Consider the following 15,338-nt stretch of genomic DNA (forward strand, 5'->3'; position numbering starts at 1 on the left):
CGCGTCCGGCCATCCGTTCGGGCGCGGCGGCGTGCTTCCTTCAGCGCGCGGCGATCGCCGGTTCCTCGCGCTTGCCCAGTTCCTTCTTCGCGGCCAGCGGCAGACGCGCGTCGTCCCACTGCGCCAGCCATTCGACTTCCTTCGCCGTGAACACCTGTCCGTAGTTGCGCAACGCGTACTGCAACGCGTCGACGACGTGGTGGCGAATGATTTCGGGGGTGCGTGCATCGTCCAGCACGAACCGGAGGGCTTCCAGGGTCGACATACTCGTGCTCCGGGTCAGGGAAAACCCTTTATCACACGCCAATAGTCGCGCGCCAAGCCGGAAAAAAAATCATGCGGCAAGTGACGCTGCGTCAGGATTGACCGATGCCCCCGCGCGGTGCAGGCAGGCGAACGCGCACGTTGCGGCGTGCGCCAGGCCACCTTGCTTTGCGACCGCTTCGTGTCACTTGCGATTCGTTACGTTTGATAGAAAACAGAAAGCCCCGCTTCATGCGACCGCCGCACGATCCGGCGATATTTTGCGCGCCTGATGGCAAGTCACGCAGTTCAACGTCAATCGATGAGGTGGGGTGATCATGTCTTTCCTTGGTAAGCAGCGGAGGTTGGTGGCGGTGGTGGCGGGCGCGCTGGCGCTTGCCGGCGCGGGTGCGCACGCGGCGCAGCAGGACGGCGACAGCCAGCGCGAGGACCGCGACCACGCGAGCCGCGTCGTGAAGCACGTGCTGCTGATCAGCGTCGACGGCCTGCACGAGCAGGATCTCGCGCGCTGCATCGGCGCGAACACGTGCCCGAACATCGCGGTGCTCGCGAAGAGCGGCGTGACGTACGCGAATGCCTATACGCCTGGCCTGTCGGATTCGTTCCCGGGCCTCGCCGCGCTCGTGACGGGCGGCTCGCCGAAGACGGCCGGCCTGTTCTACGACGTGTCGTATGACCGCAACCTCTACGCGCCGGGCGACACGAGCTGCTCGGGCAAGCAGGGCTGGAACGTCGTGTTCGACGAGACGACCGGCATCGATGCCCAGAACGGCGGCGCGCTTGTCCACCTGGACGGCGGCGGTGCGTTCAACCCGCAGGCGATCCCGAACGCGAAGGTCAACGGCAAGTGCGTGCCGGTCTATCCGCACAACTACGTGAAGACCAACACGGTGTTCGAGGCCGTGAAGGCGGGCATCCCGAACGCGACCACTGCGTGGGCCGACAAGCACGCATGGGGCTACGACTGGCTGAACGGGCCGTCGGGCACCGGCGTCGACGATCTGATGCGCACCGAGATCAACTCGATCGACCCGGCCACGGGCACGAACTACACGGATGTCTACTCGCACACCGCGCGCTTCGACAACCTGCACGTGCAGGCGCTGATCAACCAGATCAACGGCCGCGACTCGACCGGCACGAAGCGCGCACCGGTGCCGACGCTGTTCGGCGCCGATTTCCAGACGCTGAGCGTCGCGCAGAAGGCGACGGTCGCGACGGGCGGCGGCTATCTCGACGCGAACTTCACGCCGAACGGGCAGGTCGCGAACGCGATCACGTACGTCGACAACGCGATCGGCCATGTCGTCACGGCGCTGAAGCAGGCGAACCTGTATTCGTCGACGGCCGTGATCGTCACGTCGAAGCACGGCCAGTCGCCGACCGATCACACGAAGCTCGTGAAGAACGGCGACACGCTGACGAAGCTGCTCGAAACGAACAACTACCTCGACCCGAACGGCAACTTCGGCCAGAACAACACGAAGACGGGCAACCTGAACGATGGCTCCGGCCTGGTCGACACGGGCTTCGTGCAGACCGACGACGTCGGCCTGATCTGGCTGCGCGACCGCAACCAGCGCACGGCCGTGGTGCAGACGCTGAAGGCGAACCTGGGCTGCAACGCGCCGGGGATCTGCGCGGATGGCTCGCAGGCCGACATCCTGTACGGCGCGGCGCTCGCCGAGCGCTTCGGCGATCCGGCCAACGGCCGCACGCCGGACATCATCGTCCAGCCGAATCCGGGCGTGATCTACACGTCGAGCACGAAGAAGGACGAGGAGCACGGCGGCAACGCACCGGATGACAGCCACCTTGGCCTGCTCGTGTCGTATCCGGGCCTGCATCGCGCACGCACGGTGACCGACACGGTCGGCACGAAGCAGGTCGCGCCGACGATCCTCGGGCTGCTCGGTGCGAACCCGCGCCTGCTGCATGCGGTGGTGGCTGAGGGCACGGAGGTGCTGCCGGGGCTCGGCATCGATCGCTGAGCGACGCGACGCCGCGGCACAGCCCGCCGCCGGCCGCGCGGCGGGCCGCTTGTGCGCCGCGTGAGGGGCTGTGAGGCGCTGTCCGCGCCTACTTCGCGAACAGCACTGGCATCATTTGCAACGCGCAATCGTGCATGCGTTTGCCGATCGCCTGCACGTCCGGCTCGTCCTGCGCCATGAGCGAATCGCCCGCGCGTTTCATCGCCGCGTAGCTGCCGCGCATCGCCGCATACAACGGAATCGGTGACGTGGCGCCGGGGCTCGGCCCTTCGAAATAGCCGGTTGCGGCGAGTTCGCCCAGGTAGTAGGTGTACAGCGCACCGATGTGGTTCGCCTGCAGCCACGCCATCAGCTGGATGCGCCGGTAGACCGACACGAGATCGTCTTTCGGGCGCGCGCCGAGCGCGACGAAGATCTGCAGCCGCGCGAGCCAGTTGCCCTGGCGCGCGGCCTCGACGAGCGCCGTCCACTGCGCGGGCGTCGTCGAGCCCGGCTCGCGCAGGCTGCGCATGTAGTCGATCACGGCCTGCTGGTCGGGTGCGGGGCCGATCTGGTCGGGCGACCTGCACACGAAGCGGGATACGTCGATGTCGGCGTCACCGAGATGGTCGAGTTCGTGCTTGATCTTGCCGTACACGTCGTCGAGCTGTTTCTGGACGTCGTCCCTCGACCATTCGGCCGGCAGCGGGCCCAGCCACGCGAGTTCGTCATCATGGGCAGCCGCGGCCGCGCGGTAGCGGGCGAGCGCGGCATCGCGGCGCCGGATGGCGGCGGCCTCCTCGTCGCGCGCGTCGTCGGCCATGCGCTGCGCGACCAGGTCGACGGTGTCGGTCAGCTTCGCGCAGCGGGCGAAGGCATCGTCGCGGTGCGTCCAGCACGCGTTGTCGACCGTGTAGATCCAGCGGGTGTTGACGGTCTCCAGCACATAGTGCGTCTCGCCTGCCTGCCGTGCGACGGCGGCGCGTCCCTTGTCATCGGTCACGCCCTTGGCCAGCGCCTTGCCGTCGTGCGTGGTCCAGCTGTAGGGCTCGTTGCTCAGCGGTATTTCGCTGCCGCTGTCGCGGGTCAGGTTGATCGCGTAGCGCGTTGTCGGCTTTGTCTCGGCGTGCGCGACGCCGACGGCGGCGAAGGCGGTGAGCGCGACCGCAGCGCAGCGATGCCAGGTTTTTTTCGGGTGCGTGATGGCGGGCCGCCGGATGCGGCCGCGGTGTGACGACGGGGTGTTCATTGCCCTCTCTCCGTTGTTGTTCTGGTCGGCTTCGTTTGACGACGCGCGAGTGTAGCAGGCACGCATCGCGACGAACGGCTTGAATTCTGTCGCCCGCACCGGCATATTCGCCACGCATCACCCGTTCAACGACGCACCGAGAGGTTTGTTCATGCGCCTTCTGCTTGCCCTGCTGCTGCCGTGGTTCCAGTTCTTCACGATCGGCCGCCCGATCGCCGGGATCATCTGCCTGATCCTGCAAATCACGATCATCGGCTGGCTGCCGGCCGCGATCTGGTCGGTGTATGCGCTGAGCCAGTACAAGACCGACCGGAAGATCGAGGCGGCGCTGCGCGGGCGGTGATAGATCGCGGAAGGGGAATCCGTGCGTCGTCTGAAGAAGACGATGCGGCTCACGAGCGCGGAAATGGCCAGGCTCGCAGGCGTGTCGACGAAGACGACTCAGGATATCGAACGAGGTCGGGGCGACGGGGCGGTGCAGACGATGTACCGCATCTTCGGCATGCCGGGATTGTAGCCCGGCGTCCTGCGGCAGAACACATCACATAGCCGGACGTGACGGCGCATCCGTCCTGTCGTCGGCAACGCATCCGCCTCGGGCTGCTTCATCGGATTCCGCTTTCCCCCCTTCGCTGGCTATCCCGGCGGCGCCCCCTCCAGCGCTTCCGCCCGCGCAAACAGCCAGTCGACGAAGGTGCGCAGCGACGGATCGTCGTCGTCGCGATACAGGCAATGAAACGGCGGCCCTTCCAGGTGGACTTCCGGAAACAGTGCGACGAGCCGCCCGTGTTCGAGGTCGTCGCGCACCACTGCGCGCGGCGCGAGGCACACGCCGAGCCCGCTCGCGGCAGCCTTGGTCATCAGGAAGAACTCGCGATAGAACGGCCCGCGCAGCGTCTCGGTGACGGCCGAGCCCGCCTGGTGGAACCAGTATTGCCACGCCTGCGGCAAGCCCGCGTAATGCAGCAGCGGCGCGTGGCGCAGGTCGGCCGGCGTACGCGCCTGTTCGAGCACCGGGTGGCCGGGCGCGCACACCGGCACCGCGACGGTCGCGAGCAGCGGCCGCGACACGAATCCCTTGCGGCGCAGCTCCGGCGTATACCGGCGAACCACGATGTCGCAGGTTTCGTCGAACTGGTCGCGCTCGTTGTCGGGCGTCGCGACGAGTTGCACGTCGATATCCGGATGCTCGGCCTGGAACACGGCCAGTTGCGTGAGCAACCATCCGTGCGCGAATGACACCGACGCGTTGATCCGCACCGGATGGCCGCCGACGGGTTCGAACATCTGCCCCGTCGCCTGCGCGAGCCGGCCGAGACAGCTCGCGACGTCGACGAGGTAGTGCCGCGCGCGCGGCGTGAGCCGCAACGAGCGCCCGTCGCGCTCGAACAGCTTCTGCCCGAAGAACGATTCGAGCACGCGGATCTGCTGCGCGACGGCGCTCTGGGTCACGTTCAGCTCGTCGGCGGCGAGGGTGAGGCTCTGCAGGCGGCCGGCAGCTTCGAAGCTGCGCAGCGCGTTGAGGGGCGGCAAGCGGCGCATCGTGAGATCGAGAAGAAAAGCTACACAGTGGGTCAAAAAATGTCGTTTGTGGCGACTGGGGCGCCATCCCTATGATGGCGCCGACAGGAGAGAACGCCCCGATGACGATCATATCGCCACCCGATGCACGAGCAACCGGAATTCGCCACCGTCTTCGCCTCCGGCGCGCCGCGCGGCGCGTGATGCACCGCTCGACCGCAGTGCCGCCCGTATGCGGTCGCGGCGCGCTGGCGCTCGCTTGTGCCGGACTGTTCGCGGCGCTGACCGGATGCGCGACGAAACCGGACAACGAACGCCAGATCGGCAGCGGCGGATCGCTGGTGCGCTACAGCTCCAGCCAGACCGAGGTCGACCTGACCGATAGCGAGCAGCAGACGCTGCGCATGCTCAGCGACCGCCGCTATGCGGACGCGACGCAGGCGCGCGTGCTCGACGCGGTGGCCGGCGTGCTGCGCGCGCAGGGTTATGCGCCGGTGACGGTCGATCGCGATTCTGGGCTGGTGGAAGCGGGGCGCAGCGACACGCTGATCCCGAAATGGCGTCAGCTGTTGCGTGGTGCGCTGAAGGCGCGTATCGGAATGCTGCCGACGAAGCCCGATCACGAACGCGTGGCCGCGATCGTGACGGTTCGGGCGGGGCGTGACGCGCACGCGGCGATCGTGCGTGCACGATTCGATCGCACGGTGTGGGACAGTGCCGGCGATTCGCGTACCAAGACCGTCCTGGAGCCCGAGTACTACCAGGCGTTCTTCACGGAAGTGGACAAGGCGATGTGCACGACGAAGTGCGAGCGGTGAGCGGCGTGCCCGCTCGGTGTGTGAAAGCCGGGGCATGCGACCGCCCCGGCGTGCCACGCGGGTGAGGCCTATTTCACTGCAAACAGCGTCAGGTTCATGAAGATCTTGAACGCATAGCCGAGCGTGACGGCGCCGATCACGCCGCCCGCCCACAGGACGACGAACCACATCCAGCCGCGCATCCGCGACCGCGGCGCCACAGCGGGGCGGTCGGCGGAATCAGTGGTGGTAGTAATGCTGGTCTTCATGGCGCACCTTGCCTCGGAATACCCAGTAGCCCATCGTCGTGTAGGCGATGATGATCGGGAGGATAACCGCTGCGCCGACCAGCGTGAAGGTCTGGCTGGAGCGCGGCGCCGCGGCTTCCCAGATCGTCATCGTCTGAGGAATCGCGTACGGGAACAGCGTGACGAGCAGGCCGACGTAGCCGAGCAGCACGAGTGCCAGCGCAAGCACGAACGGGGTCATGTCATGCCGGTCGCGCACCGCGCGGCGCATCCACACCGCGCACCCGGCGACCAGGAACGGCACCGGCAGCAGGCGCCAGAAAAGCCCCGAATCGAACCAGCGCTGCGCGATCGCCGGATCCTGCAGCGGCGTCCACAGGCTGACGACCGCGATGAAGCCGAGCAGCACGACCGTCAGCGGCCATACGACGCGATGCAGGCGCCGCTGGAGGTCGCCCTCCGTCTTCGCGACGAGCCAGCAGCAGCCGAGCAGCGCATAGGTCACGATCAGGCCGAGGCCGGTCAGCAGGCTGAACGGCGTGAGCCAGTCGAAGGCATCGCCCGCGAACACGCCGTCCTTCACGTTGATGCCCTGCAGGAACGCGCCGAGCGCGATCCCCTGGAAGAACGTCGCGCCGGCCGAGCCGCCGATGAACGCGAGATCCCACAGCTGCTTCGTGCGCCGCGCCTTCGCGCGGATCTCGAACGACACGCCGCGGAAGATCAGGCACACCAGCATGAAGATCAGCGGCAGGTACAGCGCGGACAGCACGGTCGAATAGACGACCGGGAACACCGCGAACAGCCCGGCGCCGCCGAGCACGAGCCACGTCTCGTTGCCGTCCCACACGGGCGCGACCGTGTTCATCATCAGGTCGCGTTCCTTCTCGTCCGGGAAGAACGGGAAGACGATGCCGATGCCGAGGTCGAAGCCGTCGAGCACGACGTACATGAAGAGCCCCAATGCGATGATCGCGGCCCAGATTACGGTGACGTCCATAGGTTTTCTCGTGTGCGGAAAGGGTGGGGCTCAGACGGTCTCGAGCGGCTCGTCGACGGCCGACATCGGGCGGCGCGCGGTGTGATCGGGGCGCGTGTCGGGCGTGTCGTCGTGCTTCACGTCGGGCAGCGCGGGGCCGGCCTTCATCAGCTTCAGCATGTAGTACACGCCGGTGCCGAACACGAGGAAGTACACGATCACGAACGTCATCATCGACAGGCTGACCTGCTGTACCGACAGCGGCGACACGGCGTGCGCGGTGCGCATCACGCCATACACGACCCACGGCTGGCGGCCCGCTTCGGTTGTCACCCAGCCCGCGAGCAGCGATACGAAGCCGGTCGGGCCCATCATGAGTGCGAAGCGCTGGAACCCCTTCGATTCATACAGGCGGCCGCGGCGGCGCAGGAACCACGCGAGCGCGGCGAGGCCGATCATCGCGAAGCCGAGGCCGACCATGATCCGGAAGCTCCAGAACACGACGGTCGAATTCGGGCGGTCTTCCGGCGGGAATTCCTTCAGGCCGCGGATCTCGCCGTCCCAGCTGTGCGTGAGGATCAGGCTGCCGAGGTGCGGCACCTTCACCGCGTAGCGGGTCGTTTCCGCCTTCATGTCCGGAATGCCGAACAGGTTGAGCGGCGTGCCGCCCTTCTCGGTTTCCCACAGCCCTTCGATCGCGGCGATCTTCGCGGGCTGGTGCTTCAGCGTGTTGATGCCGTGCTGGTCGCCGATCACGGCCTGCAGCGGCGCGAGCACGAGCAGCAGCCACAGCGCCATCGAGAACATCTTCTTCACGCCCTTGTCGCGGCGGCCCTTCAGCAGGTGCCATGCGCCGGTCGCGGCCACGACCAGCGCGGCGACGATGAACGCGGCGATCGCCATGTGGAACAGGCGATACGGGAACGACGGGTTGAAGATGATCGCGAACCAGTCGGTCGGCACGACGCGGCCGTCGACGATCTCGAAGCCCTGCGGCGTCTGCATCCAGCTGTTCGACGCGAGGATCCAGAACGTGGAGATCAGCGTGCCGATCGCGACCATCAGCGTCGCGCCGAAGTGCGCGCGCGGGCTCACGCGGTTCCAGCCGAACAGCATGATGCCGAGGAAGCCGGCCTCGAGGAAGAACGCGGTCATGACCTCGTACATCAGCAGCGGCCCGGTGACGGCGCCGGCGAAGCTCGAGAAGCCCGACCAGTTCGTGCCGAACTGGTAGCTCATCACGACGCCGGAGACGACGCCCATCCCGAACGCGACCGCGAAGATCTTCGACCAGAACAGGCAGAGGGTCTTGTAGTACTGCTTGCCGGTTTTCAGCCAGCGATATTCGAGCACGGCGATGAAGCTGGCGAGGCCGATGCTCAGCGCCGGGAAAACGATGTGAAAGGAGACGGTGAACGCGAATTGCAGGCGGGCCAGATCGAGGGCCGAAAGAGCGGTGTCCATACCAGTTGACCGAGGCTGACGATACCCGCCGGCGGGTGCCGGCGGCCCCCGGCGGACGGGCGTCGGGGTTGGCTGGAGTATGTGCCGCGATGTTGCGCCGCGAAATGCGCCAACTCGTCGCAGATGTCCAGCCCGCCGCGCGCGATTTCGGGATAAATCGTTGATTCGTATCAAGAAGGCTGCTTGCGGCGCGTGCGGTCGCGGCGTGGCGGTCTGACGCACGTGCGTCAATATGGCGCGTCGCGTCATCGGAACGGTTTGGTGCGGATGCAAACGCCGCGTGACATCGCCCCGTGCGGCGCCGGTGCACGGCCGAACCGTTGCAATGCGTTAACGCGTAACACGCCCGGTCGCGCCGGCGGGCCGTGGCCGATGGGGTCTGTCACATTGGTAACGCCGCGCAACATTGGCGCGTGCGCCTGTAATGGATGGCGGATCGCGCGCGGCGTAGCGTTCGGTATATCGGGTTCGCATCGACGAACCGCCAGCCGGAGAACGTGACGTGAATGGATTGAAGCTCGCACTGGGCGCGGTGGCCGCAGTGGCGATCGCGACGGGCGGCGTGGCGCATGCCGCCCGGGTCGGGGTCTATATCGGCCCCGGCTACCCGTATTACTACCCCGTCGTCCCTGCGCCTTACTACTACCCGCCGCCCGTCGTCGCGGTGCCCGTCGATCCGGGGCCGCCGCCCGAGTACGTCGAGAAGGGGCAGCCGCAGGACGATGGCGACGCGAACGTCTGGTACTACTGCGACGCGTCGAAGCATTACTACCCGTATGTGAAGACCTGCAAGTCGGGCTGGCGATCGGTGCCGGCGCGGCCGCAATGACGGAGACGCGACGATGAAATCCGTATTTCGACCTTTGCGCGTGCCGGCCGCGCTGGCGCTGGCCGGCCTGCTCGGCGCGTGCGCGTACATGCCGACCGGGCCGAGCGTGATGGCGCTGCCCGGCACCGGCAAGTCGTTCGACCAGTTCCGCGCCGACGATGCGAACTGCCGTCAATACGCGTTCCAGCAATCGGGCGGCGTGAGCGCGAGCCAGGCGTCGACCGCGAGCGCGGTCGGCAGCGCGGCCGTCGGCACGGCACTGGGTGCGGCGGCAGGCGCGGCGTTCAACGGCGGCACGGGTGCGGCCGTCGGCGCGGGCGCGGGGCTGCTCGCGGGCAGCGTGGTCGGCGCCGGTGCGGCGCAAGGCTCGGCCTACGACATTCAGCGCCGCTACGACTACGGCTACCTGCAATGCATGTACGCGACCGGCAACCGCGTGCCGGTGCCGGGCGGGATGAGCGGCGGTGGTGGCGGTGGCGGGTATGGCGGTGGCGGATATGACGGCGCACCGCGCGCGGCGCCGCCGATGCCGCCGGCGGGCGTTCAGCCGCCGCCGCCGCGCTACTGACGGTGGGCGGGGCGGTGTCGTGCGGCATGGCGAGCAGGTGCGCCCAGTGCGCTGTGCGCGCATCGACCGTCGGTACACCACGCCGGATGAATTGCGTACACTCTGAGTCTCGTTTCGGCAGGGCCGGACGCATCGGTTCCGGTCCGCGTTTACCCAGGACTCAGCGATGATCGATTTACGCAGCGATACCGTGACACGTCCGAGCCAGGCAATGCTGGCCGCGATGACTGCCGCCGAAACCGGCGACGACGTATGGGGTGACGACCCGACCGTGCTGCGCCTGCAGGCGGTGATGGCGGAGCGGGCCGGCAAGGAAGCCGGCCTGTTCTTCCCGAGCGGCACGCAGAGCAACCTGGCCGCACTGATGGCCCATTGCGAGCGTGGCGACGAGTACATCGTCGGCCAGCTCGCGCACACCTACAAGTACGAAGGCGGCGGTGCGGCCGTGCTGGGCAGCATCCAGCCGCAGCCGATCGAGAACGCGCCGGACGGCACGCTGCCGCTCGCGAAGATCGCCGCGGCGATCAAGCCGATCGACAATCACTTCGCCCGCACGCGCCTGCTCGCGCTCGAAAACACGATCGGCGGCCAGGTCTTGCCGGAAGGCTATGTGCAGGAAGCCGCCGCGTTCGCGCGCAGCCGCGGGCTGTCCCTCCACCTCGACGGCGCGCGCGTGTGCAACGCGGCCGTCGCGTCGGGCCGTTCGATCGCCGAGCTGTGCGCGCCGTTCGACAGCGTGTCGATCTGCTTCTCGAAAGGGCTCGGCGCACCCGTCGGCTCGGTGCTGGTCGGCAACCGTGCGCTGATCGAGCGTGCGCAGCGCTGGCGCAAGGTGCTCGGCGGCGCGATGCGCCAGTCGGGCATTCTCGCGGCCGCCTGCCTGTATGCGCTCGACCACAACGTCGAGCGGCTCGCGGACGATCACGCGAATGCCGCGCATCTCGCTGAAGGCCTCGCACGCATCGACTCGGTGAAGGTGCTGTCGCACGCGACGAACATGGTGTTCGCGCAATTCCCCGAAGCCGATTGCGCGCCGCTCGAGACGTGGCTCAAGGCGCGCGGGATCCTCACGCAGATGCTGTACGCGTCGCGCTTCGTCACGCACTGCGACGTGTCGCGCGCCGATATCGATACGTTTATCGACGCGGTCGGGACGTATTTCGCGCAGCGCCGCGCGTAAGGTGGAATGCGCCGGCCGGCGGGGGCGCCGGCCCGATGGGGCGCGAAGCAGGAGGCGGAGAGGCGACGGGGGCGACGTGGCGATCCGTCTGTCGATATCGGGCGAGCCGGCGGATTACGCTTGCTGGGGTGCGTCGGCGGGCGGTGTGCCGTCGTGGAACAGCGCTTGCAGTTGCGTGCGCAGTTCGGCGCTGTCGGCGTGCTGGTGCACCAGCACCGCGTGTTGCACGGCGGCCTCCAGGAGTTCGTCGTCGGAGTCGGCGGAAATCGCGACCGAGCAATGCATCGCGCTGGGAAACTCGCGGCAATCGATGTAGCGGCGAGACATGATGTTCTCCTTGCGGGAAAGGGAATGGCCGGGTGTGCGTGATCGGCCGCGCGGCGCGCGCGCGAGGCCGATGAAAAAAGTATAGGCGGCGCGGCGGCGATTCTCGCCGTCAGGCGTACCGCGCCGCTCAAACGCGCGTCACGGCAGCGGCGCGAGCAGCCGGCGCGCCGCTTCGACGACCCGCTCGGACAATGACGCCATCGTCGGCGACTGCACGGTCCACGCGTGCCAGTAGAGCGTGACGTCGGTCGGATGCGCGGGCGCGAGATCGACGAGCCCCTGCGCGTCGAGCGGCGCGCTGCCGATCAGCGGCTCCGGCACCATCGCGTAGCCGAGCCCGTGGCGCACCGCCGCGAAGTGCGAATGGGTGCCCGGCACGTAGTGGCACGGGTACGCGCCCTCGGGCAACCCGAACTTCTCCTTCAGGAACGACGACTGCAGCGTGTCGCGCCGCGAATACGCGACGACGGGCGCCTTGCGCGCGCTCGTGCGGTTCAGCCCGCGCGGAAACCAGCGCACCGCGAACGCGGCGGCCGCGAGCAGCCGGTAGCGCATCGTGCCGAGCGGCGTCGCGAGGCAGCCGCGCATCGGCTTCGGCTCGGTCGTCACGCAGCCGACCGCCATCCCGCTTTCGAGCAGCGCGAACGTGTGGTCCTGATCCTCGACGATCAACTCGAACAGGATGCGCTCGCCCGCGAGCACCGACGTCAGCGCCGGCAGAAACCACGTGCCGAGGCTGTCGGAATTGAGCGCGATCGTGACGGAGATCGGCAATTCGCGCTCGGTCGCGAGCGTGCTTTGCAGGTCGGCCTGCAGCAGCGCGACGCGGCGCAGGTGCTGCAGCACGCGCTGGCCGGCCACCGTCGGGCGGCACGGCCGCGTACGCAGCACGAGCGGCGTGCCGAGGCTGGCCTCCAGCGCGCGGACCCGCTGCGTGACGGCGGATGCGGTCACGTGCAGCCGTACGGCCGCCTGCTCGAAGCTGCCGGTGTCGGCGACGGCCAGCAGCGCGGCGGCTTGCTTCGAATCGATCGTCAGAGACATGGATCAGATAGCCCGAGACAGATTGTGATACTCAAAACGATGAAGCCTTGTTGGTTATGGCGTTGCGGCCGATCATGACGCTGGGTGATCAAGTGTGACATGCCAATCGGTCCCACCTTGGGATCGAACCGTAACCGATTCGGCATGTTGTGCCAGATGGTCTGGCGCTCGATGCGCATGCCGGAGAACCATGTCGTCACTCGACCCTCCACCCGGTTTCTTCAGTCGCTCAAGCGGTGGGCCACGCTGAGCGCGCCAGCTAGCCCAAGTGTGCCGCACATCGTGGAATCGAAAATTCTCGACGTTGGCCCGAGCGCATGCGGCGGGCCATTGCTCTCGATCCCACGACGTGATCCGCTTGCCGTTTCGGACGAATACAAACCGGTGATGCTTGCCGATCTGCTTGCGGATGAGTCCGATCGCCTCGCTGCTCAGTGCAGCGCAACGCAGATCGACTTACCCACCTTCGCCTGATCTGGATGAATCCATGCGCGACGAGTCACCAGATCGAGTTGCGACCATTCGAGGCCGAGAATGTTGGCTCGTCTAAGCCCGGTCGCAAACCCGAAGGCTGCAACATCACGCATCCAGTCGCGATTGAGTTCGCGAAGTAGCCACGGCGCCTCCTCTTTCGCGATCCAGCGCATCCGCTTGCTGGACGCTTTGGTGCACGTCAGTATCGGTGCTCGATCGATCCACTCCCACCTTGCGGCAGCGTTGAGCATGCCGCGAATCGTTGCAAGATGCCGGTTTCGCGTTGCTACCGAGGCAGCCTTGTCCGGACGCCAGCGGCCACACTTTTCCGGAAGCGCTTCCATGATCTCGGCCGACGTTCGGGAGGCGATGCGGCGCCCCTGAAAATACGCGCCGAAGTGTCTTGGGTGGCCCACGAAGTGGACGTCATTTCGCTTCGCTGCGTGCTCGTTGAGGTATCTCGCCACGGCCTCCTCGCAGACGTAGCGTCGCCGCTCCCCGCGCTTATGCACGCGTCACCGTTCCGCTTTCAGCTTGTCGTGATACTCGTCCGCTTCCTTCCGGTCGGCAGTCCCACAAGAGCGGCGGATTCTTTCTCCGCCTGGCGTACGAAGATCGAGGTAATTGACGCCGCCGCGCTTTCGGATGGACCTTGGTAACGCGCCTTTCCTTCCGTCCGCGCCGGTCGATCGGCATTGTAACCGGACGATTTCGATTTCAGAATTTCAGGCCGAATTCGCCACACCGCCCGACATCGCCGAGCGGTTCGCGCTCCGGTTGCCGGATGAGTGGGTGAACGACCAGTGCGTCGAGTGCGGGGGGCGGGCGTCGTGCGTCGCGTGCGTCCCGTCACGATGTCAACGCACGTGTGCGATGTACGTGGGGGCAGCGAAAAGGTGTGTGTATCGGAAACGTATCCCGTTCTTCGAAGGGCGTAACGTGTCGTTGGTCTTTCTGGAATGCGAACTAAGCGACGACTGCGGCGGGTTGGGGAGAATCGCTGCGCCGCCGGCTTCGGATAGGAAGGGGCGGCACATTTGTCCCGACTGTCCCGGTTCCGGCTAGCGGCAGGTCGATGATGCTGGTCGGCGCGCACGCGCTCGGCATATCGCTCGACGAGTATCGGCGGAACCGGTCGTGGCGATTTCACGACATGCTCGCGCTGTTGGAGACGGTAGATGGATCGGTGTACGACACATTGTGTCGGCGATTGCGGGGATGAAACGGAGTCCATTTCAAGAGCGGATCGCGTAGATTCCGCGCATCCTTTACCGCGTCACTGGATACGTGAGCGGCCGCACACTCGTGTCGCAACAATCGCACGACAGGCGTACTGAATCGCGGGAGCGCCGCGACCAACAACGACAACTGTCTGTCGGGATCTGTTGGGCGGGCGTTCACCCTGACGAAATGAATGCCGAAGCCCTGAGTGCGAAAGTTCTCAGGGCTCTTTTGTGAGCGGCTCAACCCGCGCCCCCGCGCCGATTCTTCGGCAGCGGGGCGCTTTCGTTTCAAGTCCTGACACTGACACGTGAGGTGGGTTCGGGAATAGGGAATGCAGCCTCCTTACTGTGAGCCGCTCGGTGTGAAAACATCTTGCCCTACATTGGTGTGCTTCCACGAAAACTGGGCGAAAGCGTTTGCGTAGTAGTAGAGCGCAGTGATAGTCGGCGTGCCGTTCGTCACTCGACAAAGTCCTGACCACGTCGTAATGCTGTTGTAGCTGGCTGAGCTATTGTTCCAGTTTACGGAAAAAGTAAGCAGCGTAACTTGATCAAGCCCGCTATTTGAAGGCGGCGCGGCATAGTACCAACCGGAGAGCGCAAAAGTCTGCCCTGTTGTTCCGGAAGGCGAAATATACGTGCCTTGAATGGCACCCGTTCCCGAAACGGCGCCGATTTTCATGGTTGAGCCCAGCTCATTGCGCCACGAGCCGATCGGGTTCTGGCAAGTTGGGGGAGAGAGAGCTGTTTCGGCCCATGAGGGTGATGTGAGCGTTCCCAGGATAGCGAGCGACGCGAGCGTTTTCTTCATTTTGGTTTCCTTTCGTGTGATTGTGCGGACCCCGCATATGGGCTCAACCACGCTGTGGTGAACCTGCCCCCCAATCCGACACATAATTGCGCGAGCTCGACTGATGATTCCTGGTGGCGGCAATCATCCCTTTAAGAGATTTGATCGAGTGGGTGATTTATTGGCGCGATCGTTTCCATTAACAATGGCGGGAAAAATTGATCAAGCGAGAATGGTCTTGGATGTTTGATAATTCAATGTGTATTTTTATCTGGGGTGTTAATTTGAAATTCAGAATAGGTTGATCGAGAGGGATTTGCAAGAATGCAAATTTGATTTTGGTGAATTTGCCGGGTCAACAAATTTTGGATTTGTGGTGATGCGGGGCTGAATTTTTCGGGCGTCGTGGGG

General features: G+C 65.9%; 18 protein-coding genes and 1 pseudogene. 8 read left to right on the top strand and 11 right to left on the bottom strand.

The genetic code is table 11. The annotated features are described in order from the left end of the window. Window positions 1-40: 40 nt before the first annotated feature. The gene (locus LGN17_RS14295) at window positions 41-265 is read right to left on the bottom strand and encodes a hypothetical protein (protein WP_027790361.1); all 225 of its coding nucleotides are present in this window, start codon (window positions 263-265) and stop codon (window positions 41-43) included. Between the two features lie 316 nt (window positions 266-581). Between LGN17_RS14295 and LGN17_RS14300 the strand changes: the two genes are divergently transcribed. Next, window positions 582-2,255: an alkaline phosphatase family protein gene (locus LGN17_RS14300; protein ID WP_264165935.1), complete on the top strand. Its 1,674-nt coding sequence runs from the start codon at window positions 582-584 to the stop codon at window positions 2,253-2,255. 88 nt (window positions 2,256-2,343) lie between these two features. Here LGN17_RS14300 and LGN17_RS14305 read toward each other — a convergent pair whose 3' ends face one another. Next, complete coding sequence (locus tag LGN17_RS14305; protein WP_226197380.1) at window positions 2,344-3,483, bottom strand: hypothetical protein; 1,140 nt, start codon at window positions 3,481-3,483, stop codon at window positions 2,344-2,346. Window positions 3,484-3,634: 151 nt separating this feature from the next. Here LGN17_RS14305 and LGN17_RS14310 point away from each other — a divergent pair, with 151 nt between their 5' ends. After that, window positions 3,635-3,826, top strand: coding sequence for a YqaE/Pmp3 family membrane protein (locus LGN17_RS14310; protein ID WP_175952644.1), 192 nt, complete (start codon window positions 3,635-3,637; stop codon window positions 3,824-3,826). A 21-nt stretch (window positions 3,827-3,847) separates the two neighbouring features. Further along, window positions 3,848-4,000, top strand: a complete 153-nt coding sequence (locus LGN17_RS14315) for a hypothetical protein (protein ID WP_226197381.1) — start codon at window positions 3,848-3,850, stop codon at window positions 3,998-4,000. Between the two features lie 119 nt (window positions 4,001-4,119). Here LGN17_RS14315 and LGN17_RS14320 read toward each other — a convergent pair whose 3' ends face one another. After that, window positions 4,120-5,025, bottom strand: a complete 906-nt coding sequence (locus tag LGN17_RS14320) for a LysR substrate-binding domain-containing protein (RefSeq protein ID WP_226197382.1) — start codon at window positions 5,023-5,025, stop codon at window positions 4,120-4,122. 182 nt (window positions 5,026-5,207) lie between these two features. Here LGN17_RS14320 and LGN17_RS14325 point away from each other — a divergent pair, with 182 nt between their 5' ends. Continuing rightward, the gene (locus LGN17_RS14325) at window positions 5,208-5,822 is read left to right on the top strand and encodes a hypothetical protein (protein ID WP_226197383.1); all 615 of its coding nucleotides are present in this window, start codon (window positions 5,208-5,210) and stop codon (window positions 5,820-5,822) included. A 68-nt stretch (window positions 5,823-5,890) separates the two neighbouring features. On the opposite strand, the gene LGN17_RS14330 is transcribed toward LGN17_RS14325, so the two are convergent. From LGN17_RS14330 to LGN17_RS14340, 3 genes are read right to left on the bottom strand one after another with little or no spacing between them, the layout of a single operon-like run. Continuing rightward, complete coding sequence (locus LGN17_RS14330; protein WP_226197384.1) at window positions 5,891-6,070, bottom strand: hypothetical protein; 180 nt, start codon at window positions 6,068-6,070, stop codon at window positions 5,891-5,893. Next, the gene (cydB, locus tag LGN17_RS14335) at window positions 6,042-7,049 is read right to left on the bottom strand and encodes a cytochrome d ubiquinol oxidase subunit II (RefSeq protein ID WP_175952641.1); all 1,008 of its coding nucleotides are present in this window, start codon (window positions 7,047-7,049) and stop codon (window positions 6,042-6,044) included. The genes LGN17_RS14330 and cydB overlap by 29 nt, the downstream gene beginning before the upstream one ends. 30 nt (window positions 7,050-7,079) lie before the next feature. Then, window positions 7,080-8,492, bottom strand: coding sequence for a cytochrome ubiquinol oxidase subunit I (locus LGN17_RS14340; RefSeq protein WP_226197385.1), 1,413 nt, complete (start codon window positions 8,490-8,492; stop codon window positions 7,080-7,082). Between the two features lie 502 nt (window positions 8,493-8,994). On the opposite strand from LGN17_RS14340, the gene LGN17_RS14345 reads away from it, so the two are divergent. From LGN17_RS14345 to ltaE, 3 genes are all read left to right on the top strand, one after another. Next, window positions 8,995-9,321: a hypothetical protein gene (locus LGN17_RS14345; protein WP_174952206.1), complete on the top strand. Its 327-nt coding sequence runs from the start codon at window positions 8,995-8,997 to the stop codon at window positions 9,319-9,321. Window positions 9,322-9,334: 13 nt separating this feature from the next. Beyond that, a complete protein-coding gene (locus tag LGN17_RS14350; protein WP_175952638.1) occupies window positions 9,335-9,889 on the top strand; it encodes a YMGG-like glycine zipper-containing protein in 555 nt (184 codons plus the stop codon). Window positions 9,890-10,055: 166 nt separating this feature from the next. Beyond that, a complete protein-coding gene (ltaE, locus tag LGN17_RS14355) occupies window positions 10,056-11,069 on the top strand; it encodes a low-specificity L-threonine aldolase (protein WP_226197386.1) in 1,014 nt (337 codons plus the stop codon). Between the two features lie 114 nt (window positions 11,070-11,183). On the opposite strand, the gene LGN17_RS14360 is transcribed toward ltaE, so the two are convergent. From LGN17_RS14360 to LGN17_RS36705, 4 genes are all read right to left on the bottom strand, one after another. Then, the gene (locus LGN17_RS14360) at window positions 11,184-11,396 is read right to left on the bottom strand and encodes a DUF1059 domain-containing protein (RefSeq protein ID WP_226197387.1); all 213 of its coding nucleotides are present in this window, start codon (window positions 11,394-11,396) and stop codon (window positions 11,184-11,186) included. A 138-nt stretch (window positions 11,397-11,534) separates the two neighbouring features. Beyond that, window positions 11,535-12,440, bottom strand: a complete 906-nt coding sequence (locus tag LGN17_RS14365; protein ID WP_226197388.1) for an HTH-type transcriptional regulator ArgP — start codon at window positions 12,438-12,440, stop codon at window positions 11,535-11,537. A 72-nt stretch (window positions 12,441-12,512) separates the two neighbouring features. Then, window positions 12,513-12,890, bottom strand: coding sequence for a tyrosine-type recombinase/integrase (locus LGN17_RS36500; protein WP_319000828.1), 378 nt, complete (start codon window positions 12,888-12,890; stop codon window positions 12,513-12,515). Continuing rightward, window positions 12,872-13,426 carry a tyrosine-type recombinase/integrase gene (locus LGN17_RS36705; RefSeq protein ID WP_319000826.1) on the bottom strand — a complete coding sequence of 185 codons (555 nt, stop codon included), beginning with the start codon at window positions 13,424-13,426 and terminating at the stop codon, window positions 12,872-12,874. Before LGN17_RS36705 ends, LGN17_RS36500 begins: the two co-directional genes overlap by 19 nt. Window positions 13,427-13,664: 238 nt before the next feature. On the opposite strand from LGN17_RS36705, the pseudogene LGN17_RS14375 reads away from it, so the two are divergent. Then, window positions 13,665-14,136, top strand: a pseudogene (locus LGN17_RS14375) (hypothetical protein); the annotation flags it as partial. Window positions 14,137-14,480: 344 nt separating this feature from the next. Here the strand turns inward: LGN17_RS14375 and LGN17_RS14380 are convergent. Then, window positions 14,481-14,948 (bottom strand): avidin/streptavidin family protein, encoded by a 468-nt coding sequence (locus LGN17_RS14380; protein ID WP_175952634.1) that lies wholly within the window; start codon window positions 14,946-14,948, stop codon window positions 14,481-14,483. Window positions 14,949-15,338 lie beyond the last annotated feature (390 nt).

Source organism: Burkholderia sp. AU30280 (assembly GCF_020420125.1).
Lineage (GTDB): Bacteria > Pseudomonadota > Gammaproteobacteria > Burkholderiales > Burkholderiaceae > Burkholderia.